Annotated in this window: 22 protein-coding genes; 11 read left to right on the top strand and 11 right to left on the bottom strand. The window is 65.8% G+C overall.

Annotated features, from left to right (window positions below; all coding sequences use genetic code 11):
- The 3 genes from YH64_RS13665 to YH64_RS13655 form a co-directional block, all read right to left on the bottom strand.
- A partial coding sequence (locus YH64_RS13665; RefSeq protein ID WP_143215376.1) for a GntR family transcriptional regulator occupies positions 1-710 on the bottom strand: 710 nt, incomplete at its 3' end.
- A gap of 4 nt (positions 711-714) precedes the next feature.
- Positions 715-2,334, bottom strand: coding sequence for an AMP-binding protein (locus tag YH64_RS13660; protein ID WP_046804776.1), 1,620 nt, complete (start codon positions 2,332-2,334; stop codon positions 715-717).
- A 3-nt stretch (positions 2,335-2,337) separates the two neighbouring features.
- Positions 2,338-3,378, bottom strand: coding sequence for a cyclase family protein (locus tag YH64_RS13655; RefSeq protein ID WP_046804775.1), 1,041 nt, complete (start codon positions 3,376-3,378; stop codon positions 2,338-2,340).
- A 146-nt stretch (positions 3,379-3,524) separates the two neighbouring features.
- On the opposite strand from YH64_RS13655, the gene YH64_RS13650 reads away from it, so the two are divergent.
- Complete coding sequence (locus tag YH64_RS13650) at positions 3,525-4,520, top strand: tripartite tricarboxylate transporter substrate binding protein (protein WP_046804774.1); 996 nt, start codon at positions 3,525-3,527, stop codon at positions 4,518-4,520.
- Positions 4,517-5,239: an SDR family oxidoreductase gene (locus tag YH64_RS13645; RefSeq protein WP_046804773.1), complete on the top strand. Its 723-nt coding sequence runs from the start codon at positions 4,517-4,519 to the stop codon at positions 5,237-5,239. The genes YH64_RS13650 and YH64_RS13645 overlap by 4 nt, the downstream gene beginning before the upstream one ends.
- Positions 5,240-5,306: 67 nt before the next feature.
- Here YH64_RS13645 and YH64_RS13640 read toward each other — a convergent pair whose 3' ends face one another.
- Both YH64_RS13640 and YH64_RS13635 read right to left on the bottom strand, forming a co-directional pair.
- The gene (locus tag YH64_RS13640; protein WP_240434071.1) at positions 5,307-5,753 is read right to left on the bottom strand and encodes a hypothetical protein; all 447 of its coding nucleotides are present in this window, start codon (positions 5,751-5,753) and stop codon (positions 5,307-5,309) included.
- Positions 5,750-6,637, bottom strand: coding sequence for a GlxA family transcriptional regulator (locus YH64_RS13635; RefSeq protein ID WP_046804772.1), 888 nt, complete (start codon positions 6,635-6,637; stop codon positions 5,750-5,752). Before YH64_RS13635 ends, YH64_RS13640 begins: the two co-directional genes overlap by 4 nt.
- A 90-nt stretch (positions 6,638-6,727) precedes the next feature.
- Here YH64_RS13635 and YH64_RS13630 point away from each other — a divergent pair, with 90 nt between their 5' ends.
- Positions 6,728-7,405 (top strand): DJ-1/PfpI family protein, encoded by a 678-nt coding sequence (locus tag YH64_RS13630; RefSeq protein WP_046804788.1) that lies wholly within the window; start codon positions 6,728-6,730, stop codon positions 7,403-7,405.
- 12 nt (positions 7,406-7,417) lie between these two features.
- On the opposite strand, the gene YH64_RS13625 is transcribed toward YH64_RS13630, so the two are convergent.
- Positions 7,418-7,900 (bottom strand): Lrp/AsnC family transcriptional regulator, encoded by a 483-nt coding sequence (locus tag YH64_RS13625; protein ID WP_046804771.1) that lies wholly within the window; start codon positions 7,898-7,900, stop codon positions 7,418-7,420.
- 142 nt (positions 7,901-8,042) lie between these two features.
- Between YH64_RS13625 and YH64_RS13620 the strand changes: the two genes are divergently transcribed.
- Positions 8,043-8,666 (top strand): LysE family translocator, encoded by a 624-nt coding sequence (locus YH64_RS13620; RefSeq protein ID WP_240434072.1) that lies wholly within the window; start codon positions 8,043-8,045, stop codon positions 8,664-8,666.
- Positions 8,667-8,736: 70 nt separating this feature from the next.
- Here YH64_RS13620 and YH64_RS13615 read toward each other — a convergent pair whose 3' ends face one another.
- Complete coding sequence (locus tag YH64_RS13615; protein WP_046804769.1) at positions 8,737-10,635, bottom strand: ABC transporter ATP-binding protein; 1,899 nt, start codon at positions 10,633-10,635, stop codon at positions 8,737-8,739.
- 353 nt (positions 10,636-10,988) lie between these two features.
- A complete protein-coding gene (locus tag YH64_RS13610) occupies positions 10,989-11,921 on the bottom strand; it encodes a LysR family transcriptional regulator (protein ID WP_046804768.1) in 933 nt (310 codons plus the stop codon).
- Between the two features lie 153 nt (positions 11,922-12,074).
- On the opposite strand from YH64_RS13610, the gene YH64_RS13605 reads away from it, so the two are divergent.
- The gene (locus tag YH64_RS13605; RefSeq protein ID WP_046804767.1) at positions 12,075-14,726 is read left to right on the top strand and encodes a penicillin G acylase; all 2,652 of its coding nucleotides are present in this window, start codon (positions 12,075-12,077) and stop codon (positions 14,724-14,726) included.
- On the opposite strand, the gene YH64_RS13600 is transcribed toward YH64_RS13605, so the two are convergent.
- Positions 14,698-18,453: an ABC transporter ATP-binding protein gene (locus YH64_RS13600; RefSeq protein WP_046804766.1), complete on the bottom strand. Its 3,756-nt coding sequence runs from the start codon at positions 18,451-18,453 to the stop codon at positions 14,698-14,700. The genes YH64_RS13605 and YH64_RS13600 overlap by 29 nt on opposite strands.
- A 93-nt stretch (positions 18,454-18,546) precedes the next feature.
- Here YH64_RS13600 and YH64_RS13595 point away from each other — a divergent pair, with 93 nt between their 5' ends.
- The gene (locus YH64_RS13595) at positions 18,547-19,551 is read left to right on the top strand and encodes a LysR substrate-binding domain-containing protein (protein ID WP_046804765.1); all 1,005 of its coding nucleotides are present in this window, start codon (positions 18,547-18,549) and stop codon (positions 19,549-19,551) included.
- 122 nt (positions 19,552-19,673) lie between these two features.
- Positions 19,674-20,153: a DUF4952 domain-containing protein gene (locus YH64_RS13590; protein WP_052946011.1), complete on the top strand. Its 480-nt coding sequence runs from the start codon at positions 19,674-19,676 to the stop codon at positions 20,151-20,153.
- Between the two features lie 138 nt (positions 20,154-20,291).
- Here the strand turns inward: YH64_RS13590 and hutG are convergent, their stop codons facing one another.
- Positions 20,292-21,095, bottom strand: a complete 804-nt coding sequence (gene hutG / locus YH64_RS13585; protein ID WP_046804763.1) for an N-formylglutamate deformylase — start codon at positions 21,093-21,095, stop codon at positions 20,292-20,294.
- 385 nt (positions 21,096-21,480) lie between these two features.
- On the opposite strand from hutG, the gene YH64_RS13580 reads away from it, so the two are divergent.
- From YH64_RS13580 to YH64_RS13570, 3 genes are all read left to right on the top strand, one after another.
- On the top strand, positions 21,481-22,164 hold the full coding sequence (locus YH64_RS13580; RefSeq protein ID WP_046804762.1) for a MarC family NAAT transporter: 684 nt from the start codon (positions 21,481-21,483) through the stop codon (positions 22,162-22,164).
- Positions 22,151-23,161: a DUF4105 domain-containing protein gene (locus tag YH64_RS13575; RefSeq protein WP_046804761.1), complete on the top strand. Its 1,011-nt coding sequence runs from the start codon at positions 22,151-22,153 to the stop codon at positions 23,159-23,161. Before YH64_RS13580 ends, YH64_RS13575 begins: the two co-directional genes overlap by 14 nt.
- A 189-nt stretch (positions 23,162-23,350) precedes the next feature.
- Complete coding sequence (locus tag YH64_RS13570) at positions 23,351-23,545, top strand: hypothetical protein (RefSeq protein WP_143215375.1); 195 nt, start codon at positions 23,351-23,353, stop codon at positions 23,543-23,545.
- A gap of 141 nt (positions 23,546-23,686) precedes the next feature.
- Here the strand turns inward: YH64_RS13570 and YH64_RS13565 are convergent, their stop codons facing one another.
- Positions 23,687-24,823, bottom strand: a complete 1,137-nt coding sequence (locus YH64_RS13565) for a porin (protein ID WP_046804760.1) — start codon at positions 24,821-24,823, stop codon at positions 23,687-23,689.
- A gap of 395 nt (positions 24,824-25,218) precedes the next feature.
- Between YH64_RS13565 and YH64_RS13560 the strand changes: the two genes are divergently transcribed.
- On the top strand, positions 25,219-26,472 hold the full coding sequence (locus YH64_RS13560; protein WP_046804759.1) for an Hsp70 family protein: 1,254 nt from the start codon (positions 25,219-25,221) through the stop codon (positions 26,470-26,472).
- The last annotated feature ends 162 nt before the right edge of the window (positions 26,473-26,634 follow it).

Below are 26,634 nucleotides of genomic sequence, written 5' to 3'. Positions count from 1 at the left end.
ACCTTGCGAAACGGAAATTCCAGCCGCGCGAAATACACCACGCGGCCGTCGATGCAGGCGTAGCGACGCAGCTCCGCCACCGGGGACGACACGGGAATCTGCAAGGATTCGGCCGACTCCTGGCCGGCTTCAATCACGTTCAACACCTGGCGCGCTTCGGTGATGCGGGTGCCGTAGAACTGGTCCAGCACGGGCGCCACGGTGCTTTTCTGAATCCGGGTGCGATGCTTGCGAAACAGTCCGCTTTCCAGGAACACCTCGCTGTAGCAAAAGGGGCCGGCATCCGTCGTGTGCACGCGCCGCAAATACTGGAACAACCCGCCGCGGTCGGCCTCGCAAGGCATGCCCAGCGTGTCGGGCAGTGGCGAGTCGGCGCTGGATTCCACCAGCGACACCGTGCCCAGCTGGTTGCTCAGTTCCACGGTTTCGGCCCAGGTCTTGGGTATCAGCAGCGTGGGCGTTTCCGGTAATTCGGCGTTGACGAAAGTGCCCGAGCCGCGTGAACGCCGGATCAACCCGTCCTGCTCCAGCAGGCCGAACGCCTGCCGGATGGTCGCCCGCGAAATGCCATAGGTTTCCATCAGCGATTCCAGCGGTGGAATCTGTTGGCCCGGCCGCCAGGTTCGATTCTGGATATGGCTGCGAAACAGCGCCGCCGCTTGCAGGTAAAGCGGCTGGGGGCTGCGCGAAAAAAGCTTGCGGGCGGGCATGGGGTCAGGGCGCGGGCGGTGAGGAAGGATCCGAGAGCATAGCGTTTGCCATGTCGCGCAGCCGATGTTTCTGGATCTTGACCGAATTGGCGCTTTCCACCGAGGGAAAGGCGTCCAGCACCGTGTAGCCCACCGGCACCTTGAAGCCGGCCATCGCCGCCTTGCAGGCAGCGGTCCAGGCGGCGGGATCGGCGTGCGCGCCGTCTTGCAGCAGCACAAAGGCGTAGGGCACGAACTTGCCGTGGCGCGTGGCGCCCACCACCTGGCACGCGCGCACGCCGGGCAGCGTTTCAACCACCTGTTCGATTTCCACCGGGTTCACCAGAAAGCCCGATAGCCGCAGCGAATCGCCCATGCGGGTCTGGAACACAAACTGGCGCTCGGTCAGGGTGTAGCCCAGGTCGCCCGTCTTGAAATAGCCGTCGGCGGTGACGGCGTTGCGCGTTGCATCCGGGTTGTCCAGATAGCCTTGCATCAGGCTGGGCGACAGGATTTCGATCTCGCCCGATTGGCCGTGCGGCAACACTTGGCCGCTGTCGGGGTCGCGGGCGCGCACGCGGGCGTCCCGATAGATCAGGGTGCCGCCGGGCTGATGCCGCGCGGCCACGTCGCCTTCGGCCGCATCGCGGGGCTGGCCCGCCACCAGCGCGATCAGCTCGCTGGAGCCGTACAGGCCGGTCAGCGGCACGCCCGCCTGGCGCGCCAGGTCCAGCATGTTGTCCAGCGCGGGGGTAAAGCTGGCAAAGCCGAACAGCCGCGCGGACGTGAAAGCGCTGGCCGGCGCCGCCTGCATCATGCCCACCAGCGCCTCGTTGTTGGCATAGGTGTGCGTGACGGCATGGCGCGCGATGGCGTCGGCCGATTCGGCTGCGTTGAACACGGGCGCGCACACGACCGGCACGCCGCGCGCCAGGCCGCCCACCAGCGTGGCAAAACCGAACGCGCCGCAGAACGGTGCGCTGGCCAGGATGCAGCTTTCGTCGTCGTATTCGAAAGCGTCGGCCACCGTCGCGCCGTGGCGCAGCAACGTTTGCTGGTCGTGCAAAACAAATTTGGGTTTGGACGTGGTGCCGGACGTGGTGAAGCAAAGCACCCCGGCGTTGCCGTGCGGGGAAGGGGGCGGGGCCTGGGTGGCGAGCAGGTCGGCATAGCGATGCGCGGGCTTGCCGTGCAGGGACGCCGAGCGGGCGCCCGCGTCGGAGTCGGCAATGGCCACGACCCCTTGCAGGCGCGTCAATTCCTGTGGGGGCACATCGGCCAGAATGCCCGCGAAATCGATGCCCTTGAATCCCGGCCAGAACACCAGCCAGTCGGCCTGGCCTCGTCCCAATATGTCGGCCACTTCCAGCGCGCGAAAGCGCGTGTTGACGGCCAGCACCAGCGCGCCCAGATGCGCGCACGCCAGGAAGGACTCTACCCAGGCGGCGCAGTTGGGCAACCACACCGCCACGCGGTGGCCGGGGCGCACGCCGATATGCGCCAAGCCCGCCGCCAACGCGCGGCTTTGATCGCGTAGCTGGCGCGCGCTGATTGGCACGTTCTGGTCGATCAGCAGTGGGGACTCGGGGCGGCTGCCAACCAGCGCGTCCAGGTGCGCGGCAAAGGTCGAAAAAGGCGGCGTCATGGCTTACACCGTGGCAATGGGCGTCACCGGCGAGCCCACCGCGCCGGGCATGCGCAGCGGCGGGGCGGTCAGCAGGAAACGGTTGCGCCCGTTGGCGTGCAGCCAGTCGGCCAGGTCCTTCAAATACCAAAGCTCGGCCAGCGGTACGCCAAGCTTGAAGAGGCAATGGTGATGCAGCGGCAGGATGGAATGGCCGGGGCCGGACGTGCGCGCCGGATACGATTCCACCGCGTAGTTGTCGGCGCAGATGGCGGCTACGCCGCTGGCGCTGATCCAGTCCAGCAAGGCGCTGTCGGCGCCGTCCAGCACCGCGCCGGTCTGTTCCAGCGCGTGCGGGTCGGGCTGGCCGTTCATCTCGATCAAACGGTCGGCAAAGCCGGTGCGCAGCACCAGCATGTCGCCCGTTTCCACGTGCACCTTTTGTTCGCGCATGGCCGCTTGCAGCTGCTCATGGCCGACCAAGGTGCGACCTGGGCCGAACGCGCGTTCCAGGTCCACCAGCACGCCACGCCCCTGCATGCCTTTTTCGGCATAGCGGCTGACGCTGAGCTTGCGCGCAAACGAGCCGCCGGGTGGGCAGCAGGCATCGGCAGCCGTATCCGGGTCAGCGCCGCCAAACACGTCCACGCCCGCGGCGTAGCCGTTGTAGTAGACGCGGCGCGCTTCGCCGTCGCCCTGGATGTCGAACAAGGCGCCAACGTGGCACAGGCCATCCCACTGCGTGGAATATTGCATCGACAGCGTGACCTGGTCGTCGGACAGCACGTCGACGGCCTCGGGCTGCAACTGCGACATCGCAAAGTTCAGGTACGGCGTGCCTTCACGGAACGTGGGTTTCAGCGTGGGCGCATGGCGGCGGGGATTGAGCACGTTGCCGCCGGGCAGGTCCAGCGGCAGCGACAGGCAGAACACCTTGCCCGCGCGCACTTCGCGCACCGCCTGCAAGACCTTTTCCTCGGTCAGCAGGTTCAGCCGGCCCAGCTCGTCGTCCGGGCCGAAGTCGCCCCAGGTGGATCCTTCCGGGCGTTGCGTCCAACGTTTCATTGCTTGTCTCCTATCCGATTTCTATGTTTTTATAACTATAGTACGTATTTACGTACTTTGAGCAGGCGCCGTCACTAGCTGCCGTTTTCGCCGCCGTTCAATTCAAAAGAAATCCGCAAACAGCGGGTTCGACAGGAGACAAGTTCATGACCCAATCCGTTTCCCCGCGCGCCGGGCGGCGCCGGCTGGCGCTGGCCGCCCTGGCGTTGTTGGCGTTGCCCGTGGCGCATGCCGCCGGCTATCCCGACCACCCCGTGACCGTGGTGGTGCCGTATCCGCCGGGCGGCGGCGCCGATATCTTCGGCCGTGCCATCGCCAACGCCTTGCAGCCCGGGCTGAAGCAGACAGTGCTGGTGGAAAACAAGCCCGGCGCGGGCGGCAACATCGGCATGGCTCATGTGGCGCGCGCCAAGCCCGACGGCTATACGCTGGGCCTGGGCACCATCGGCACGCAGACCATCAACCAGTTCCTGTACAGCAACATGGCGTTCGATCCGGAGCGCGACCTGGTGCCGATTGCCCTGGTGTCCACTACGCCCAATGTGATTGCCGTCAGCGCAAAGTCGCCTTACAAGACGGTGGCCGACGTTATCCGCGCCGCCAAGCAATCGCCCGACAAAAAGCTGACCTACGCATCGCCGGGCATCGGCTCGTCGGTGCACCTGACCGGCGCCTATTTCGAAGCGATGGCGGGCGTGAAGATGTTGCATGTGCCGTTCAAGGGCACGTCTGCGTCGCTGCCGGCCGTGGCGGGCGGGCAGGTGGACCTGCTGTTCGACAACCTGCCCGGCGCGCTGGCGCAGATCAAGGATGGCAACCTGGTGCGCGGCGTGGCCGTGACGTCGGCCGAACGCGACGCGTCGGTGCCTGATCTGCCGACCGTTGCCGAATCCGGCCTGCCCGGTTTCGACGTGACGGCGTGGTTCGCCTTGTATGCCCCGCGCGACACACCGGCGCCGGTGGTCAAGCAGCTGATCGAGGCCGCGCGCAGCGGTTTGCAAAGCGCGGCCGTGGCCACGAATTTCGCCACCATGGGCGCAAAACCCGGTACGCTTTTCGGCCCCGACCTGGCCGCCTTCGAACGCGCCGAGCGCAAGAAATGGGGCGGGCTTATCAAAGACCAAGGAATCACCGCGCAATGAACACGCCCATCGCACTTGTCACCGGCGGTAGCCGCGGCATCGGCCGCGCCATCGTGGCCCGCCTCCTTAATGACGGGTATCAGGTCGTCAATTTCAGCCGCCGTCCGCCCGATGCGGTGCTGCCGGGCGAGACCTTCCGTTCGGTCGACCTGGGCGATGCGGCCGCCACGCGCCAGGCCGCGCAAGCGCTTGCGGCCGAGCGCCGCGTGCTGCATCTGGTGAACAACGCCGGCATGATCCAGGTGGCGGATATCGCGGACGTGACCGAGGCCGACCTCCACCGCACGCTGGCCTTGAACCTGACCGCGCCCGTGCTGCTGCTACAGGCGCTGCTGCCCGCGATGCGCCAGGCCAAGTACGGGCGCGTGGTCAATATCGGCAGCCGCGCGGCGCTGGGCAAGGGCGGGCGCACGGTCTATGGCGCGTCCAAGGCCGGGCTGGCCGGCATGACGCGCACCTGGGCACTGGAGCTGGCGGCCGACGGCATCACGGTCAACACGGTGGCGCCCGGGCCGATCGCCACCGAATTGTTCAACCAGTCCAACCCCCCGGGGGCGCCGAAGACGCTGGCCCTGCAAGCCTCCATTCCCGTGCAGCGGGTGGGTCAGCCGGAAGAGGTCGCGCACAGCGTCGCAATGTTCCTGGACCGGCAGGCCGGGTTCATGACCGGGCAACTGCTGTATGTCTGTGGCGGGATGTCGGTGGGCCTGGCGGGCTGACGCGGGTCGGGACGTCGGGGCGTCGGGGTCGCGACGCTGCGCGGCATCCGGCAGCGGTGCGCGCAGCCTACTGCGGCTTCCATACGCGGCCATCCGTGGAACGGAAGCGGCCGCCGGTGGCGCAGCATCCGCCCGCGCCCATCGCCATTTCGCCGATCTCGGCTTCCACCATCTTGCCCACGCGGCTTAACGACTGCCGCTGGCAGTCCATGAACGATGGGTAGAACTCGGGTTCCAGCACCTTGGTCCAGCGGCGCCCGCCGGATGTACTTTCCGGATCGGCTTCGTTCAGGTAGACCTCGCAATCGTTGACGATCAGGTGCACCGGCTGGCCGTTAAGGTCGCCCTTGAACTCGCGGTTGGGCGTCAGGTCTTTGAACAGGCGCTGTTCCAGGGTCAGCTTGGGCGGGCCGGCGGGGTCGTCGCAACCGGCCAGCAGCGGCAGGGCAAGGCCCACGGCCAACAGCGCAAGGGCACGACGCAAGGGCTTGCAAGGGACAGCGGGTGTGGTCATGGAGCGGGCCTGTTGTGGAGTGGCCCGACAAATCGTCGGACCGATTTTTTCGACATCTTACCGGTCGCCTGCAACGCGTCGGCGCGCTCTTGGCGCAGCCGCCGCAGCACTTCGGTGGGCGCCACGCCGAAGTGCGCGGCAAATTTTCGCTGGAACGTGCGGCGCGACATATGGCAGGCATCGGCCATGTCGTCCACCGTCCAGCGCGCCGACAGCTTTGCCTCGATCTTCTCGACCAGGTCCCGGAACGGCGCGGCCACGCGGTCCTGCAAGCGCAGCGTTTGGCTGTACTGGCGCTGATCGCCATCGCGTCGCATGAAGACGACCAGGCGGCGGGCCACTTGCTGCGATAGCGCCGCGCCAAAGTCGCGTTCGATCAGCGCCAGCGCCAGGTCGATACCCGCCGTCACCCCCGCCGACGTCCAGTACTTGCCGCTTTCGATAAAGATGCGGTCGTCTTGCACGCGCAACGCGGGGTACATCAGCCGGAGTCGGTCCGCGGATCGCCAATGCGTGGTGACCGCGCGGCCATTGAGCAGGCCGGCGGCGGCCAGCACGAAGGCGCCCGTGCAAACGCTGCACGTACGCGGGGCAAGGGCGTCGCGGCGTCGCAGCCAGGCCATGGTTTCGGCGTGGGCGCTGGCGCGGTCCACCCCCGGGCCGCCCGGCACGAACATCATGTCGATCGGTGCATCGGCATCGTGTTCGAAGGTGCCGTCCACCTGCATGCGCAGCCCCTGTTCCCAGGTGGCGACCACCGGCGTTGCCGCGATGGTGCGCAGTTGGTAGAGCGGTTTGCCGGCCTCTTCGTTGGCGGACGTGAACGCCTGCCACGGGCCTGCCAGGTCCAGCGGCTGAAAGCCGTCGTACAGCAGGAACAACACGCGTTGTGGCGCAAATTCATCCGCTTCTGGCGCACCGGCGCGGGCGCGTCCGCCTATGCTGGACGCTGGCGTTTTCAAGGGAGCATCGTCATGCATGTGAATTTTCTCTTGTTCGAAGGGCTGACCCAGCTGGATATGACCGGGCCCTACGAGGTCTTGGCGAACGCGCCGGGCTTCACGGTGGATTTTGTCGCAAAAACGCGTGATCCGGTACGGTGCGATCGCGGCTTGCAGTTCGTGCCCACGCAAACGCTGGCGTCGGCGCGGCAATGCGACCTGCTGGTGGTGCCGGGCGGGCCGGGCACGGATGATGCCATCGTCGACGCCGATTGGGTGGCCTTCACGCGGCGGCAGGGCTTGGCGGCGCGCTATGTATTCGGCATCTGCACCGGTTCGTTGTTGCTGGGCGCGGCGGGGTTGCTGCGCGGCAAGCGGGCGTCCAGCCATTGGCGCGCGCGCGAACTGCTGTCGCGGTTTGGCGCGATTCCCAGCGAAGAACGTCTGTGCGTGGACGGCAACACCTATACGGCCGGTGGCGTCACGTCGGGCATCGACATGGGCTTGAAGGTGGTGGCGGCGCTATGCGGCGAAGACGTCGCCAAGCTGATCCAGTTGCAAATCGAGTACGACCCCAAGCCGCCGTTTCCCGGCGGCACGCCAGCCACCTCCGAGCCCGCCGTGGTCCAGCGTTATTTGTCGATGTCGCAGGCGCGCTTTGACCGTCGCGCCGCCCGGGTGGATCAGGCGGCGGCGAACATGCCGCCGTGAAAACAGGCGGGGCTACTTGCTCAGGTGGTCCAGCGGAAGCGGGCTTTGCGGTTTAACGGTTTGAATGGCGAAGTTGCTGCGGATGTCTTTCACGCCGGTCAGCTTCAATAGCGTGCCCAGCAAAAAGCGCTCGTAGCCGCGCAGGTCCGGCACCACCACTTGCAGCAGGAAGTCGGACTCGCCCGATACCAGGTGCGCCGCAATGACTTCGGGCAGGGCGCTGACTTCCTTGCGGAACTGCTCGGCGTCGCGCTCGTGGTGTCGCTCGACCTTCACCCCGACGAACACCGTCAGGCCCAGGCCCACTTCGTCAGGCGCCAGCCGCGCTTCGTAGCCCTGAATGACGCCCGATTCTTCCAGCATGCGCACGCGCCGCAGGCAGGGCGATGGCGACAGGCCAATCTGCTCGGCCAGCTCTACATTGGTCAGGCGGCCGTTCTTCTGCAAGGCCTCTAGAATGCGGCGGTCGTAAGCGTCCAGTTCGTGTTTTGGCATGGGTGATGGAAATGGGGGGATGTATTGGCTTGATATGCCAATCATCATAATTCCCTTGGCATGAATCGCAAGCACATGCCAGCCCGATTTCCCTAGAATCACCGCGTTAAACAGCATGCGTGGGAGCGCGGATATGGCCGATATGGCGTTGTTTCTTGGGGCTTTGCTGGTTGTATACGTGGTGCCCGGCCCGGACATGATCCTGTTGCTGGAAACCGGCGTGCTGCGCGGGCGCGGGCAGGCGCTGGCGGTGGCGGTCGGGCTGGCCATTGCACGCGCCGCGCACGTTACCTTGGCCGCGCTGGGCCTGGCGGCCTTGTTCAAGACCCATCCCTGGGCCTTCGACGCCGCGCGCACGGTGGGCGGGTGTTATCTCATGTGGCTGGGCGTGAAGCTGTTGCGGGCCAAGCCGGTCGTGCTTGACGCCACTGGCCCGCAGGCGGCGCGCGGCAAGGGCCTGGGCGCCGCCTTGCTAAGCGGCGTGTTGACCAATGTGCTCAACCCGAAGGCCCTGCTGTTTTGCTCGGTGCTGCTGCCGCAATTCGTGTCACCCGCGCAGGGGTCCATCGGGCAACAGTTTGCGGTGCTGGGCGTCATTCTCGTCAGCTTGGGGCTGACGTTCGATGTGATCTGCGCCTTGGCGGGCGGGGCGGTGGGGCGCTGGATGTCTGCCAGCCCCCGCGCCCAGAAAGTGCAAAGCGTGGTCTTCGGCACGGCGCTGATCGCCTTCGGCCTGCGCCTGACCTTCGCGCAGCGCCCGGCGTGATGCCAGCAGGGGCGGACGCCAGGCATTGGCCCAGACGCCCATCCCCAACCGCACGCCGCGTCCTGCTCGTTTACTTGCCGAACGCAAACTCCCCGGCGTCCACGTCGTCGTTGTCCACCTGCTCTTTCACGGGCGGGGGCGTGGCGCCGTCTTGCAGCATTTCGGCCGGCGTCATGCCCTTGGTCAGTTCCAGGGCCTGGCGTTCGAACAGGCGCCGGTACAGGCCACCCTTCAAGCGGATCAACTGGTCATGGCTGCCTTCTTCAATGATGCGGCCATGGTCCATCACCAGCAGTCGGTCCAGCGCGCGCACCGTCGACAACCGGTGCGCCACCACCAGCGTGGTGCGGCCCACCATCAGGCGGTCCATGGCCTGCTGGATCAGTACCTCGCTTTCGCTATCCAGGCTGGAGGTGGCTTCGTCCAGGATCAGGATGGGCGAATCCGCCAGGAAAGCCCGCGCAATGGCCACGCGCTGGCGCTCGCCACCCGACAGCTTCACGCCGCGCTCGCCCACCAGCGTGTCGTAACCCTTGGGCAGCGACATGATGAAATCATGCGCGCTGGCCAAGCGGGCGGCCTTCTCGATCTCGGCCTGCGTGGCGCCCGGGCGGGCATAGGCGATGTTCTCCGCCAACGTGCGGTGAAACAGTACCGGGTCCTGCTGCACGATCGCGATCTGGCTGCGCAGCGACGCCTGCTTCACTTGGGCAATGTCTTGCCCGTCGATCGTGATGCGGCCTTCGTTGACGTCATACAGGCGCTGGATCAGCTTGATGAACGTGGTCTTGCCCGACCCGGAATGCCCCACCAGCCCGACGCGTTCACCCGGCGCGATGCGCGCCGAGAACTTGTCGTACAGCGGCGTGTTGTGCGCGCCATAGCGGAACGTCACATCCTCAAAGCGGATCTCGCCCGCGCTGACGCGGATGGCGCCCGCGCCCGGCCGGTCAGCCACGCCCAGGGGCTGGCGTTCCATCGCCACCAGTTCTTCCATGTCGTTGACCGAGCGTTGCAGGTTGCGGATGTGCATGCCCACGTCGCGCAGATAGCCTTGCAGCACGAAGAACATCGTGAGCGTGAACGTGATGTCGCCCACCGTGGCCTGGTTGCGCGACCACAGCAGCAAGGAGGCGCCCAGGATGGCTGCCTGCATCGCCACCAGCATCGCGCCCTGAATGCCGCCGTTCAGCGTGGCGCGCACCCAGGTGCGGCGCGTGCGGTTGCGCCACTTGTTCACCACGCGGTCCAGGCGTACTTCTTCGCGCGTTTCGGCGCCGAATGCCTTGACCACCGCGTTGCAGCTGACGGCGTCCGCCAGCGCGCCGCCCATGCGCGTGTCCCAGGCGTTGCCCAGGCGCGCGGCCGGCGCCACATAGCCCAACGACAGCGCCACGGTAACGGCGATGTACAGCACCGAGCCCAGCCCAACCACCAGCCCCATCACCGGCCAGTGCGCGCCCAGCAACGCCGTTGCCCCCACCAGCATCACCACCGACGGCAACAGCGCGATCAGCAGCGTGTCGTTCAGGATGTCCACGGCCCACATGCCGCGCGTGATCTTGCGCACGGTGGAACCCGCGAAGCTGTTGGCGTGCCAATCCGTCGAGAAGCGCTGTACCCGATAAAAGGCGTTGGACACGATGCCGTTCATCATCTTCAACGTAAACGTGATGATGTTCTGGAACACCGCCTGACGCAGCAGCGTGCCGCCCACGCCCAGCGCCACCAGCAGCCAGAAGGCGGTGATGGCGGCGCTCCAGGCCAGCGCATCGCCGGACGAGCCGGACGCCACGGCGTCGACCAGGCGGCCGGCATACATCGGCGTCAGGATGTCGGCGACGGCCGACAGCAAGGCCAGCAGCACGATGACGAGCGTGCGCCACGGCTGGAAGGCCCAATGCCGAAAGGTAAAGCCCAGGACGTCCTTGAAGGCCTGTCCTCGTAAGTCGATTTTTTTTCTAGCCATAACAATGGCCTGGCGGCACAAGACACGCCAGGATGTCCTTGTGATGAAAGCGGGGATGACATGCCGGGCGCAATGAGCGCCGGCGACTGCGTTTATGTTTTTGGGGCGGGCACGGAGGACCAGTCGCTAGGTAACGGTCTAGCGATGGGTCCGCGCGGGCGACGACTTAATGGCGTCGCGGGGACACGCGCGGGACGGCGTACGGCATGGGGTGATACATCATGCGGCCTCCCTGGCGGTAAGTGAAGTGAGTGAAAAAGAAATGGGCGAACGCCCGAATTGCTGATTCTATAGAGATGAGTTAAGGGAATCAACGGGGCGCCGCGCGCGCGGGCCGCCGATGTGGGTTTTTTTCAACGCGGGCGGCTGCGTGGCCGGAAGGAGGCGAAGCCGGCCCAGCATTGCTGCGTGAAGTCGTACAGCGCATCTTGCGCCGTCAACGGCGTGCGCCCGGCCAGGCGCGCCAGCACGTAATGGCCTTGGCGCTGCGGGTCGGACGGCAAGGGCACTTCGACAAGCCGCCCGGCCTCTTGCTCGCGCTGCGTCACGCAGATCACGCCCAGCAGCAGCGTGTCGGTATGCAGCGCCAGATCCACCAGCGGCTCCAGGTTTTCGCAACGCAAGGTGACCATCTGCTCGGGCGCGCCGCCCGGACCCAGCGTCTCGGCTAGTCGCAGCGAGACCTCGGGGCTCAACGTGCTGGACGCCACCGGGTACTGCCGCACGTGCTCGATACCAACCTGCTTGTGCGCCAGGATGGGGTGGCCGGGGCGGCACACCATGCCGGCGCGCAGCGGCACCAGCGGGCGCGTGTCGATGTCGGCGGCGTCATACAGCATGCGCGCATCGCACACCATGGCGTCGATGCGTTCCGCCCGCAGCATGTCCAGCAACGCGGCGGTGGCGCCCAGTTCGACACCCACGCGCACCTGCGGGCGATTGGCCGCCATGTGCGCCAGAAAAGGCGACAGCAGCAACGAGGCCGGCGTGGGGCTCAGGCCGATCGTCAACGTGCCGGAATCGCCACTGTGCAGCGCCTTGAGTTCGCGTTGCAGCTCGGCTTCTTCGAAGCGCATGCGACGCGCGCGTTCGGCCACGCAAGCGCCATAGGGCGTCAGGTGAACCTGGCGGGTGCCCCGGTCCAGCAACGGCAAGCCCAGCTCGGCCTCCAGCGCCTGGATGCTGCGGCTTAAGGCGGGCTGCGACAAGTTCACCTTTTGCGCCGCCAGCGAAAAAGTGCCGTATTCCACCACCGCCAGCAGGTGCTTGAGCTTTTGAAAATCCATAACCTTTCCGCATCAAAGTCATGACATAAATGCATTGGCATTATAAGTAATGCCTTCTTATCATGGTCCCCGACGGCGCCCGACAGAGGCGCCGCATCCCGCGCCTGGGCACTCGCACGATGGGCGCGGCTTATCAATTCGGAGACAGATTCAATGAAGCAGCATTTGTTGTCGGCCGCCATCCTGGCGGCCTGCGCCAGCGTGGGCGCGGCCCCGGCCCTGGCCTTGGAAACATCCCGGAACGCGAATTCCGCCCAGCCTGCCATGCAAGGCTCGGCGCCCGTATCCGCCACCGGCGGCCAGGCGTCCCCGGCTGCATCCAAGGCCGTCACCATCCGCCGCGATGGCTACGGCATGCCCCACGTGTACGCCGACACGGTCTACGGCCTGTTCTATGGCTACGGCTACGCGGTGGCGCAAGACCGCTTGTTCCAGATGGAGATGGCGCGCCGCAGCACGCAGGGGCAGGTCGCTGAAGTGCTGGGCGAAAAAATGGTGGCGTTCGACAAGTCCATACGTGGCAATTTTTCGCCCGAACGCATCCAGCGCCAGCTGGCCGCGCTGCCCGATTCCGAACGCCAGATTCTGGACGGCTATGCGGCCGGCATGAACGCGTGGATCGGGCGCGTGCGCGCCCAGCCCGACACGCTGATGCCCAAGGAATTCAACGACCTGCAATTTCAGCCGACCAACTGGACAGCCTATGACGTCGCCATGGTGTTCGTGGGCACCATGGCCAACCGGTTTTCGGATGCCAACAGCGAGGTCGACAACCTGGCCCTGCTGACCGCCTTGAAGGACAGGCACGGTGAGGCGCGCGCCATGCAGATCTTCAACCAGCTGCGCTGGATGACCGATAGCCGCGCGCCCACGACCGTGCCCGAAGAAGAGGGCGTGTATCAGCCGGGAGCCCCGTTGGCCGCGGCGCCGGCACCGGCCAAGCTGTCGTATGCCTTGCCGCGCTACGACGGCACACCGCCCATGCTCGAACGCGTGGCGCGCGACCCGCAGACGCGCGGTGTGCTGTCCGATACGCACACCGACAACGCCACCGACCCCGCCGCCGATGCACCTGCCCGCATGCTGGCGCAGTTCGCCGAATCAGGCCAACCCGGCATCGCCGGCTTTCCCACCACCAGCAATATGTGGATCGTGGGTCGCGAGCACGCCAAGGACGCCAGGTCCATCTTGCTCAATGGCCCGCAATTCGGCTGGTGGAACCCCGCCTACACCTACGGCATCGGCCTGCACGGCGCCGGGTTCGACGTGGTGGGCAACACCCCGTTCGCCTATCCCAGCATCCTGTTCGGCCACAACGCCCATGTCACCTGGGGCTCGACGGCCGGCTTTGGCGACGACGTGGACATCTACGCCGAAAAGCTCGACCCCGCCGACCGCACCCGTTATTTCCATGACGGCCAGTGGAAGACGATGGAAAAGCGCACCGAGCTGATCCCGGTCAAGGGCGGCCAGCCGGTGCTGATGGACGTGTACCGCACGGTGCACGGCATCGTCACCAAGTTCGACGACAAGCAGCATGTGGCCTACGCCAAGGCGCGCGCCTGGGAAGGGTACGAGCTGCAATCGCTGATGGCCTGGACGCACAAGGCGCAGGTGCGCAACTGGGACGAATGGAAGCAGCAGGCCGCGCGCCACGCGTTGACCATCAACTGGTACTACGCGGACGATCGCGGCAATATCGGCTACGCCCACACCGGTTTTTATCCCAAGCGCAAACCCGGCCACGACCCGCGCCTGCCCGTGCCGGGCACCGGCGAAATGGACTGGGACGGCATGCTGCCGTTTGCCACCAATCCGCAGGTCTACAACCCGCGCCAAGGCTTCATCGGCAACTGGAACAACCAGCCCATGCGCGGCTATCCGTCCACCGACTTGTTCGCCATCGTGTGGGGCCAGGCCGACCGCTACGCCGAAATCGAAACGCGCCTGAAGGCCATGACGGCCAACGGCGGCAAGGTCAGCGCGCAGCAGATGTGGGACCTGATCCGCACCACCAGCTACGCGGACGTGAACCGCCGCCATTTCCTGCCGTTCCTGCAACGCGCGGTGGCGGGCCTGCCGGCCGATGATGCCCGCGCCAAACTGGTGGCAGGGCTGACCGCCTGGGACGGCATGGGCACCAGCGATAAGCAGCCGGGTTACTACGACAACGTCGGCCCGGCGGTGATGGACGCGTGGCTGCGCGCCATGCTGCGCGCGACCTTGGCCGACGACATGCCGGCCGATTTCTTCAAGTGGTACAGCGCCACCGGCTATCCCACACCGGCCGCGCCGGCCGTGGGTTCGCTGAACCTGACGGTGGGCGTGAAGGTGTTGTTCAACGCGCTGGCCGGCCCTGATGCCGGCGTGCCGCAAACCTACGACTTCTTCAACGGCAAGCGCCCCGAATTCGTCACGCTGGCCGCGCTGGACGATGCCCTGGCCACCTTGCAAAAGACCTATGGCCAGGACCCGGCCGCGTGGCGCATTCCGGCCGCGCCGATGGTGTTTGCGCCCAAGAACTTCCTGGGCGTGCCGCAGGCGGACGACAAGGCGGTGCTGAGCTTTCCGTCCACCCAGAACCGGGGCACCGAGAACAACATGACGGTGTTCGACGGCAAGGGCGTGCGCGCGGTGGACGTGGTGGCGCCGGGGCAAAGCGGCTTTGTCGCCCCGGACGGCACAGCGTCCGTCCACTCGCGCGACCAGTTCGACATGTACCGGGACTTCGGCAGCAAGCGTGTCTGGTTCACGCCCGCCGAAGTGCGCGCCAACGCTAAGTCGGTAGAGACGTTGCGCTACTGACCGCGTAGCCGCCCTGGTGGCTGGCCAGGCGCGCATAAGCCCCTTGCCTGGCAAGCAATTGGTCGTGCGTGCCGGCCTCGGCCAGCGTGCCCCGGTCCAGCACCAGGATCAGGTCGGCATTGCGGATGGTGGACAGGCGGTGCGCAATGACCAGTGTTGTGCGGTGCTGCATCAGCGCATCCAGCGCGCCTCGCACCTGTAGCTCGGACAAGGTGTCCAGGTGCGAGGTCGCTTCGTCCAGAATCAGCACGGGCGCATTCTTCAAAAAGGCGCGCGCAATCGAGATGCGCTGGCGCTGGCCGCCGGATAACTGCATGCCGCGTTCGCCGACGGGCGTTGCCAGACCGTCGGGCAGCTGCTTCACGAAGTCGGTCAGCGCCGCCTGGTCCAGCGCGCGCGCTACCTCGTCGGGCGTGGCCTCGGGGCGCGCCAACCGGATGTTTGCCTCCAGCGTGTCGTTAAACAAATACGTGTCCTGCGTGACCAGCGCCACGCGGTCGCGCAGGCCGTCCAGTTGCAGTTGGCGCACGTCCATGCCGTCCAGCTTGACCGCGCCCAGGCGGGGGTCCCAGAAGCGCAGCAACAGGCTGGCCACCGTGCTTTTGCCCGCGCCCGATGCGCCCACGATGGCCACCGTGGCGCCGGCCGGCACCTTGAAGCTAAGGTCGTTCAGCGTGTCTTCCTCTTTGCCCGGGTACGCGAAGGTCACGTGTTCAAACGCCAGCGCCAGACCGTGCGTGGCCATGGGCGGCGCCAGCGGTCCGTCGGTCACGGGCTCGGGTTCGTTGCTGACCACATGCAGCCGGCGCGTGGCCGCGATGGTGTCCGCCAACTGGCGGCTGACTTGCGAAATTTCGGAAACGGGCAGGAAGGTCGCCATGGCGATCAGCACCAGCAGGGGCAGCATCCCGGCCGACAAGGCGCCGGCTGACACCTGTAATGCGCCCACCACCGCCACCGCCAACCCGCCCAGGCCCATCGCCACTTCAAACCAGGCGTTCTGCTTTGACAGGTCCCGCAGGATGGCAAGGCGGCGGACGCGGTAGGCGTCGGCCACTTTCAGGAATTCTCCACGGCGGCGGCCGGTGGCCTGGAACGCGGTCAGGTCGGCCAGCCCCTGGATGGTGTCCGTGGCGTGCGCGCTCATTTCGCCCAAGGCCTGGCGCGCCTTGTCGCCCAGGGCGTCCACATGACGGCGGCCGCGCACGGGCGAGACCAGCGCGTACGCCAGAAAGGGCAGCAGCGCCAGCGCCACGGGCCAGCTGTAGACGGCCAAAAAGCCCAGCACCGACAGCGGCACCAGCACCGACACGATGGCCGGGGCGATGGTGTGCGCATAGAAGTACTCGACCATTTCGACGTCCTGCGTCGCCAGCGCTACCAGGTCGCCAGAACGGCGCTGCAACAGATAGGCGGGCGCCAGCCGTTCCAGCTTGTCGAAAAGCTTGACGCGCATGTCGGCCAGCAACTGATACGCCATCGCATGCGCCAACCACGACTCCAGCCAGTGGAACAGCGCGGCCAGCGGCGCGCAGACCAGCAGGCCGGCGACCAGACCGCCAATATCGCGGCCATCGCGGATAGCGGCCACGATCAGGGCGCTGAATACGCCAACGCCGATAAAGGCCGCCACGCGCGCCACGCCCAGCAAGATGGTGGCGGTCAAGGTGCCACGCCATGGCCGGACCACGGACAACAAGGTGCCCAGCGTGGCGCGCCAGCCGACCTGTTCGGCGTCGGCGTCCAGCGGGCGCAGGGCAGGGCCCTGGGCGCGGTCGTCATTGTCTTGCAGGGATTTGGCGGCGTCGGCCGTGCGGGTGTTGGTGGCGTCGACGGGGGCGTCTGCGGTTGCGTTGATGGATGCGTCGTTCAGCGCGTTGAGGGGCGTGTTGAGCGATGCCACCGCCACCCCGGCCGACGGATTCTCATGCGCTTCGGCCTGTTCGTGCATCAGCCGGTAATACAGCCCGCGCTGCTGCATCAACTGCGCGTGTGGGCCGGCTTCGACAATGCGCCCGTGGTCCAGCACAAGATTGCGATCGGCCCCGATCACGCTGGCCAGCCGATGCGCCAGGATCAGCGTGGTGCGGCCCGCCATCAGGCGGTCCAGCGCCTGTTGGATCAGCGCTTCGTTTTCGGTGTCCACCGACGACAGCGCTTCGTCCAGGATCAGGATGGGCGCGTCGCGCAGCAGGGCGCGGGCAATGGCCACGCGCTGGCGCTGGCCGCCCGACAATTGCAGGCCGCGCTCGCCGATGCGCGTGGCATATCCGGCGGGCAGCGCCATGATGAAGTCATCGATATTGGCGGCGCGGGCGGCGGCGCGCACCTGTTCATGCGTGGCGTCCGGCCGACCCAGCCGCAGGTTGTCGTCGATGGTGCCGTGAAACAGCGTGATGTCCTGGCTGACCAGCGCGATCTGCGACAGCAGCGTTTGCGTGTCCAGCGTGTTCACGTCGTGCCCGCCGACGCGGATAACGCCCGCCTGCGGCACGCATTCGCGCAGCAGCAGGCGCACGATAGTGGACTTGCCCGCGCCGCTTGGACCGACCACGCCAACGCGTTCGCCCGCCGCGATGGTGAACGCCAGCCCCTGATGCGCGCGGCGTTCGGGCGTGTAGGCAAACGCCACGTTGTCGAATTCGATGGTGGGCGCCAGCTTGCCGGATGTGGGCGGCGCGGCAACAGCGTGGCCACCTTGTGCACCGTCTCGGGCCACGGACGCGGGCACGGAAGCCGACACGGAAGCCGACACGGACACAGGCACGGGCGTAAGCGGTTGCGCATCCATCAGCGCATGGATGCTGACGGCGGCGGATTGGCCCAGCATGCCGCGATGCAAGACCGAGCGCAGGTCACGCAACGGCCGGAAGATCTCAGTGCCGGCCATCAGCACGATCAGCAGCGCTTCCACGCTCATGTCGCCAGCGGCCACGCGCCACGCGCCCAGGGTCAGCGCCAGCGCGGCGCCCAGCGCCACGCCCAGATCGCTGATGCCGCGCGTCAGCAAGCTGACGGACAACACCCAGAACGTGTTGTCGGACAAGCTGCGGGCGCGCGCGGCCAAGCGCCGGCCCCACGCCTTGCCCTGACCATAGGACTTCAAGGTGGGCAGGCCTTGCACCGCATCCAGGAAGTCTTCGCCGAACGCATTCAGCGCGCGGGTGCGCGCCTGGCTGGCGCGCCGGTCCAGCATGTGCACGGCCATGGGGCCGAACAGGGCGAACAGCGCCGCCGCCAGAAACACCAGCGCCGTGGGCACGTCCCAGAATGCAATCACCGCAAAGATCGCGAAGGGTGCGACGGCCGCGATGGCCACTTGCGGCAGGTACTGGCCGAAAAACGTTTGCAGCTGCTCGACGCCATCGACCACCGTCAGCATGACGCCGCCGGTGCGCTGGTTGGCAAACCACGCGGGTCCGAGCGCGACGATACGGTCATACAGCTTGCCGCGCAGGCTTTGCTGGATCTGGGCCGATGTGTGGTTGGCCTGCACGGTGCGCCAGTGGTCGAACAGCGCGCGCAGCAGCACCATCGCGCCCACGCACAGCGCGGGCGTGATCCAGTCTTGCCAAGGGGCGCCGTTGAACACGCGGGCCAGCAGCTGGCCCAGGAAGACATAACGGGCAATGCCCGCGCCCAGCGCCAACAGGCCCAGGACGATGCCGCCCGCCATGCCGGCGCGCAACCCCGCCGTCATTCGCCACAATCGAGAGTCGAAATACATATCAGTGCTCCATCCAGAGCCAGCATGGTCGCTGATCCGACGGCTTCGCGATAGCGAGTGTTTTTCAATCATGGGTTGAGATAAACTCAACCGATGCCCGATCAGCCCAGCCACACGCCACCCCTGGCGGCCCTGCGCGCCTTTGAAGCCGTTGCCCGCCTGGGCAGCCTGAGCCGCGCCGCCGCAGAACTGCATGTCACCAAGAGCGCGGTCAGCCATCAACTGCGGTCATTGGAGGCGGATCTGGGCGTGCCGCTGTTGCGACGGGGTGGCACCGTGCGCCGCGCTGAAACCACCCCGGCGGGCAGCGAGCTTCTGGTTTCCGTACAACAGGCCTTGACCCTATTGGACACCGCCTGCCGCCAGGTTCGCGCCACGGCGCGAGGCAAGCGCCGCTACACGCTGAACGTGTCGGCCAACCCGTCGCTGGCGGCGCTGTGGCTAGCGCCGCGCATCGGCCGCTTCATCGAACTGCACCCGGACATCGGCGTGCAGGTCTATCTGCACGCCAGCCAGGATCCCGCCTGGAAAAGCCAGGATATCGACCTGGCTTTTCTACACGTGCGCACCGGCGGCCCGCATGTGGCCGAGGCCGGCGACATCGCGCTGATGACCGAAACCGTGGTGCCCGTGTGCAGCCCGGCCCTGATCCCCGAAGCCGACCGCAACGACCCGCGCGTGTTCCTGCGGCATCGCTGGCTGGAGGAAAAGCACATCGATAGCCCGGAAACGGACTGGCGAACCTGGAGCCCGCGCCTGGGGCTGGCTGATTCCGATTGGCAGGAACCGATGGTGCTAAGCGGGCTGAGCACCGTCGTGGCCGCCGCCGCCGCGGGCGTGGGCATCGCCTTGGGACGCGCGCCGCTGATCGACGAAGACCTGGCCAGTGGCCGGCTGGTGCCGCTGGTGCCGCAATTGCGGATGCCGGGGTCGTGGGGCTATGTCATGCGCGTGCACGCGAACCGTCCCATGGACGCATCGCTACCCGCGCTGGTGGAATTCCTGGCCGAGGAAGGGCGCGGCAAGGTGGACGCGCAGAATCATGGTGTTCCGCCCGGCTCGCGTGCGGGGGATGTGGCGGACGCCGCAAGGACATGACGATGAGATCGAATGGGTATGGGACCGGGCCGGGTCGCGCGGGTGTGGCAGGCGTGTGTCTGGGGTTATGGCTGAGCGTTGCGGCGGGTGGGGCAATGGCTGTGGGGGTGACGGCTGCGGGGGTGACGGCTGCCGCAGCGCCGGCTGCCGCAGCATCGGCTGCCGCAGCATCGACCGCGGGGGCTTCCGGGGCCACGCTGGCACGGTGGGAAGCCGATGACCGGGCTGCCGGCATCGCGCCACCCGACACGCCGTGCCAGGACTTTCTGCAAACCCTGGGCAGAAAGCCCGACTATCTTGAGTACCTGGGCTGCGAGCAGGACGACGATTCCTACATCCAGCCGATGCGGGCGAACTACCGCGTCAGCGGTTCATCCGCCGTCAAACTGGAAGCCTATCTGATGCACGAATTCGGCATGCCCGCGCTGGAATACGTCTGCTGCGGCTGGGCCAGCCCGGCCTCGTTCGCCTGGCGCAGGGGACCCGGCGGCGTCGCCTACGACATCGGCATGGGCGTCGAAACGCCACGCTTGCCGCGCGCACAGTGGGACCAGATTCCCAGCTTCAACGTCAGCGTCGGCATCGTCCGCAAAAGCCCCTAACGCCGGTCCGACGTCGGCGTCAGGCGCGCGCAGCCCGCGGCGCCACATCCCGTGCATGAGATGGGCCGGCTGCGCACGCCGGCCAGGCGCGCGGGCCGGGGCTAATTGCGCTGCTTTAGTTAGTAGGGCTCTTGGGGCTCATCCCCGGCGCGCCGTCGTCTGCTTGAGCGCAGCGCCGACCATCGCCTGCACCACCGGGATGACCTTGTCGGCCAGATCCGGGCGGTAGCCGTAGGGGTACGTTTCGTCCATGTAGGTGGACTGGCACATTTCCAGTTGGATGGCATGCACGTTGTCGGCCGGCGAACCGTAGTGGCGCGTGATGTACCCGCCCTTGAAGCGGCCGTTCACCGCCCAGGTGTAGTCCTTGCAAGTGTCCAGTTGCGCCTGCACGGCGGCCAGGATGTCGGGCGCGCAGGCCGCGCCGTCGGACGTGCCGATGTTCAGGTCCGGCAGCTTGCCTTCGAACAGGCGCGGCAGCACGCTGGCGATGGAATGCGCTTCCCACAGCAGCACGGTGCCGTGCTCGGCCTTGATGCGATCCAGCTCGCTGCGCAGTTGGGCGTGATACGGCTGCCAATAGGCTTGCAGGCGGTGTGCGCGTTCGGCGTCGGTCAGCACGCCTTCGTTCTGGTACAGCGCTTCGCCGCGAAAGGTCTGCGTCGGGCACAGGCCGGTTTTTGTCTGGCCGGGATACAGGCTTTCATCGTTGGGCGGGCGGTTCAGGTCCACCACGTAGCGCGAATAACGCGCGCCCAGCACCGACGCACCCATCGCCTGGGCAAATTGGTACAGCGTGTCCAGATGCCAGTCGGTGTCGCCGGACTGCAAGGCCAGCGGCGTCATCTGCGGGCGCTGCGCGTCGGGAATCTGGCTGCCAAGGTGGGGAATGGAGATCAGCAGCGGGGCGGTGCCACGGCTGAAATGGAAAAGATCGCTCAAGGGAAAACTCCGGGTCACAAAATAAAGGTGCGGCAAATGCGTCGGCCGCGGCGTGGCGCCTATATGCAGGGCGCTTTGGTGTGGCGCCCTTGCGTTGCGCCTGTGTTCAGCGCCTGTGTTCAGCCCATGTGTTTCGCGCCTGTTCAGCGCCTGTATCCTGGGCAACGCACGCCACCGCGACAATTGCAGCAGTTTAATAGACGTTGATAATCAGAAAGTCGTGAAGCAGATCGGTGTGAGGCGGGCTGCCATTGCGCCCGGCATCGCGCCTGGCATGGCGCCGAACGCGGCCGGAAGTGTGTAAGGTAGCGGGCATTGCATGATTGAACCGTTGCGCCCGGCAAGGCGCCTGTCGCGAATTGCGCGTCCTTTTATCGGGAGTTCCATGATTGATGACCTGATCCAACTGGGCAAGCTGATCAGCCTGGGTCTGGCGCTGATGCTGCCGTTGGCCAATCCGCTGACTTCCATGACGCTGCTGCTGTCGCTGGGCGCGCAGATTCCCTACAAGGAACGCGAACGCCAGGTTACGCAAGCGGCGTTTTACGTGGTGGGCGTGATGCTGGTCACCTACTACGCCGGCGCGTGGATCATGCATACCTTTGGAATTTCGATTCCCGGATTGCGCATCGCGGGCGGGCTGATCGTGGTCAGTATCGGCTTCAGCATGCTGTTTCCGCCCGCTGAACCGCGCACGCTGGCCGCCGAAGCCGCTGCCGACGCACAGACACGGCAAACGCCCAACATCGCCTTCGTGCCGCTGGCCTTGCCGGGCACGGCGGGGCCCGGCACCATCGCCATGATCATCAGCGGCGCGGCCTCGGTGGACGCAACCATCACGCCGCAATACGCGCCGTGGGTCGTTGCCGTGACGCCGGTCATCGTGTTCGCGCTGCTGGGCCTGTTGTTCTGGGTGTGCCTGCGATCAGCGGGCCGTATCGTCGCCGTGATCGGGCAAAGCGGCGTTGAGGCCATTTCGCGCGTCATGGGCTTTTTGCTGGTGTGCATGGGCGTGCAATTCGTCATCAACGGCGTTATGGAAATCGTGGGCGTTCATGCCGGTGGCTAAGAAGGCGGTGCGCAGGGCGGCGGCCATGGCGGGACGTGTGTTGCTGACCTTGCTGTTGGCGGGGTCAGCGTTGTGGGGATGCCTGGCGCTGGCCTATCAGGCGCCCGGCGGCAACTGGGGCAAGGGCGCTGCGGGCGTCGCATGGACGGCGCTTTGCGTGGTGGCGATGGTGGCCGTGTGGCGGGCAGCACCGTGGCGACGGCGCGCGGGCTGGGCCTACGTAGTCGGGCTGGCGTTGCTGTGCGCCTGGTGGCAAACGCTGGCACCCTCCAACGACCGCATCTGGGCCGACGACGTGGCCCGTATGTTACGCGGGTCCGTGCAAGGTTCCGTCGTCACCTTGCAAAACGTCCGTAATTTCGATTGGCGCGCGGACGACGACTACACCGTCCGCTGGGAGACGCGCCAATACGATCTGGGCCAGCTCGTGTCCGTTGACATGGTGCTGTCGTACTGGGACGGCCCGGCCATTGCCCATACGCTGGTGTCCTTCGGCTTTGCCGACGGCCGCCACGTTGTTTTCTCGGTTGAAATCCGCAAAGAACGCGGCGAGCAATTCTCGGAAATCGGCGGCTTCTTCAAGCAGTTCGAACTCAGCGTCGTGGCCGCCGAAGAACGCGACATCCTGTATGTCCGCGCCGGGCCGCGTGGCGAAAACGTCTACCTGTACCCGGTCCACATGCCCCCGGACGCCATGCGCCGGCTGTTCCTGTCCTACGTGGACACGGCCAACGCCCTGACCACCACGCCGCGCTTCTATCACACGGTCACCGCCAACTGCACCACGCTGGTCTATCACATGGTCAACGCCATCGTGCCCGGCCTGCCACTGGATTACCGCCTGCTGCTGTCGGGCTACCTGCCCGAATACCTGTATGAACAGGGCGGCCTGGACCCCAGTGTGCCGCTGGACGCGCTGCGCAAGCGGGCGGCGGTGGGGGCGCCGACGACGCCGGAGGAGGATCCGGTGGCGTTTTCGAGGCGGATTCGGCGCTGAGCCGCTGGCTGCAACCGGAACGATCACTTTCCCGCCAGATGTTTCCCAGCGTTACGGAACAGTGTTTTCCATCCCCCATTTCACGCTTACTTCACGATTCGTGCGGTACATTTGCTTCCGAGTGTTATTTTCTGCATGCAGTTTTTCATCCGGTTTCCGTGCCGGAGCGTCTTATAAGGAGGGCGTCAGATGTTTTGGCTGGCCCTGTTCATGGCGGTTGTTTTGGTCTTTCTTGGCGCGGTCCTGCTGCGCCAGCCCGGCGTGGCACTTTACGACTGGGCTGCCACGCGCCGAGCTGTTCGTCGTTCTGTCGCCGCTGCGCCTGTCCCGCGCGCGCATGCTCCTGCCGTCAAGCATCCCGCCGCAGCCACATTGAGCGGTTAAACGCTTTCTTTGCGCCGCACCGGTGCTTGTAGCCGTCGATGTGATCTGCCACAGAAGTCGAAAAAAAACGCCACCCTTTACAGGATGGCGTGATTAAAGGCAGCCGCCCGACTCTGCTCAGTTGGGCGGCCCGCAGCCTGCTTAGAAGCGGTGGCGAATGCCAGCGCCCACGGTGCTGATCTTGTTGCCATTGATAAAGGCGGCGCCGTCGGCGTAGGAAGCCAAGGCGTACAAGTTCGTGCGCTTAGACAAGTCGTAGGTGTAGCCGACGCTGTAGATGTCCATCGCGTACAAGTTCTTGTTCGGGTCAGCGCGCTGCCACGAAGCGAAGATGTTGCTGGCAGCGCCGATCGGAGCGCTTACACCAACCATGTACGAGTTGATGCGCAACCCATCCCACGTGAAGCGGCCGTTGGTGAAACCCTGGCCTTGCGCGGAGCCGCCGGCTTGTTGGCGTCCACCCATCAGCGAGAAGTCCTGGCCAGCGAAGACGCCGTCTTCGGAACGACCGTAGGCCAGCGACAGCTTGACGACTTCGAAGTCGTAGGCGCCGCCGATGATGAACTGCTGCGGTTGCGGCTGATTCGGCTTGCGGTATTGGACGTCGTAGGACAGGGCCAGTTTCAGGGGGCCGTTGTCATAGCGCACGCCGGCTGTCCAGGCGCGGTTGTTTTCCTTTGTCTTGAAGGCCGTCGGCCCTTCGACGTCATCCGTGGAGAACGAGTAGCCCACACCGCCTTGGAAGCCGCTGTAGACCGGCGTTTGGTACATGACCATGTTGTCGTAGCGGACGGTGTTAGCCGCGCTGAAGGCCAGGCCCATGTTGGCGTTCAGGTAGTCCAACGCGAACGGATCGATGTCGCCGAAGTACTTGGACGCGATGTTCGTCTGGCGGCCCAATTCCAACAGACCCCACGTGTCGCTGTTCAAGCCAACCGTGGCTTGGCGCCCAAACAGGCGGTCACCTTGCGAACGATTGCCGTTGTTGGCCGTGAAGCCGCTTTCCAGCGTGAAGACAGCCGACAGCCCATCGCCCAGGTCTTCCGTACCCCGCAAGCCAAAGCGCGAACCGTTCTGGATGCCATCGTTCATGCCGATGCGCGAGTGGTAATCACCGCCGTTGACGCCACGATTCGAATCCGTGGTGCCGACCTTGCCGCGTTGATAGGTCAGGCCCAGATCGACGATGCCGTAAAGGGTGACGGACGTTTCGGCCTGCGCTGCGCCGGCCATGCCAGCCAAGATAGCGCCTACGAGCAAGGTTTTTGTTGGTTTCATATTCACATCCGGTTTTAAGGCTTGTATGCCTGCTTTCAGCAACGTGAAAGCAGCCCCGGCATCAACAATAGGCAAGACCGTCCGGATAGATGAAACTGAAAACGACGTAATGGTTCTAGATATACAAATAAGGGCCATATTCGACGGCCTTTCCTGGACAAAGCTAAGATCTTTCAAATATTCGGTTACCCCAGACACATATAAAAACTCACCTTTCATTGCTGCCGTACAACAGTTTCCCGCTTGAAGGCACGATCGACGGCGCCAGGCGGTGTGGTCAGACGCGGGGGGCACCAGCACTCGAATGGACCAAGATAGGGACGGACCATGACCGCTGCGTCCGGGCGAAGCGAGTACACTTGTCCGCCGTTTTGCTTTCAGCCCCAGAATTCTCCATGATTTCCACCGCATGCGGCGTCGACTTCGGTACGTCTAACTCCACCGTCGGCTGGAGCCGCCCCGATCAGCGCGCGCTTCTCGCCCTGGAAGACGGCAAGACCACCTTGCCGTCGGCCATTTTCTTCCATGACGAAGACGCCGAGGTCAGCTACGGCCGCGCGGCGATTTCCGATTATCTGGCGGGTTACGACGGACGCTTGATGCGTTCGATGAAAAGCTTGCTGGGCAGTTCGCTGATCGACGGGTCCACGGAAGTGCAGGGGCGTTCCATTCCGTTCCGCGTGCTGCTGACGCGCTTTATCGCCGAGCTGAAGCGGCGCGCCGAAACGGCTGCCGGCCGGGACTTTACGCGCGCCGTGCTGGGCCGGCCGGTGTTCTTTGTTGATGACAACACCACCGCCGACCAGACCGCGCAGGATACGCTGGGCGAGATCGCGCGCAGCGTCGGGTTCACCGATATTGAATTCCAGTTTGAGCCGCTGGCCGCCGCGTTCGACTACGAATCGCAGATTGACCGCGAAGAGCTGGTGCTGGTCATCGACATCGGCGGCGGTACGTCCGACTTTTCCTTGATCCGCCTGGGTCCGGGCCGCGCCGCCAAGGCGGACCGGCGCGAAGATATCCTGGCGTACGGCGGCGTGCATATCGGCGGGGTGGATTTCGATAAGCAACTGAGTCTGGCGCACGTGATGCCCTTGCTGGGGCTGGGCAGCCAGTTGCGTAGCGGCAAGGATGTGCCGTCGACCCAATACGGCAACCTGGCCTGCTGGCACACCATCAACCAGGCCTACACGCGCAAGGCGGCAGAGCACTTTGCGTACATCCGTGCCGAAGCCGGCGACCGCGACAAGATTGACCTGCTGTTGAACCTGGTGAAGCAGCGTGCCGGCCACTGGGTGGCGGTGCAGGTGGAAGAGGCCAAGATCGCGCTGTCTGAAAATCCGGCCGCGCGCATTGATCTGTCGCGCGTGGCCCCGGACTTGGGCGTGGACGTGACGCGGGCCTCGTTTGACGCCTGCGTCAGCCGCCTGATTGAAAAGGTGGAAATCACCGTTGGGGCCTTGCTGCGCGACGCGGGCGTGGCCACGGCCGATGTGGACACGGTGTTTTTTACTGGCGGCTCCAGCCGGGTGCCGCGCTTGCGCGAGACCGTGTCGGCCCTGGTGCCGGGCGCGCGCAGCGTGGAAGGCGACCTGTTCGGCAGCATCGGCGCCGGCTTGGCGCTGGACGCCAGGCGCAAGTTCGACTAAGCCTCTTGCCGTTGCTGGACGCCGGGGGCACGGAGGCCTTGCTTCAGTCCGGCCCTGGACGCCTGAGACAAGCGGGTTCAAGCCCGTGCGCGACCCGTTAATGTGTCGCGCCCGGCGGCGATGGTAAGCTGCAAAGCTTGCCCCGGGGCGGCCCGCCGCCCG

Origin of the sequence: Achromobacter sp. LC458 (assembly GCF_001005835.2) — a bacterium.
GTDB classification, from domain to species: Bacteria; Pseudomonadota; Gammaproteobacteria; order Burkholderiales; family Burkholderiaceae_B; genus Achromobacter; species Achromobacter spanius_B.
This window is presented reverse-complemented; position numbering and strand designations above follow the sequence as displayed.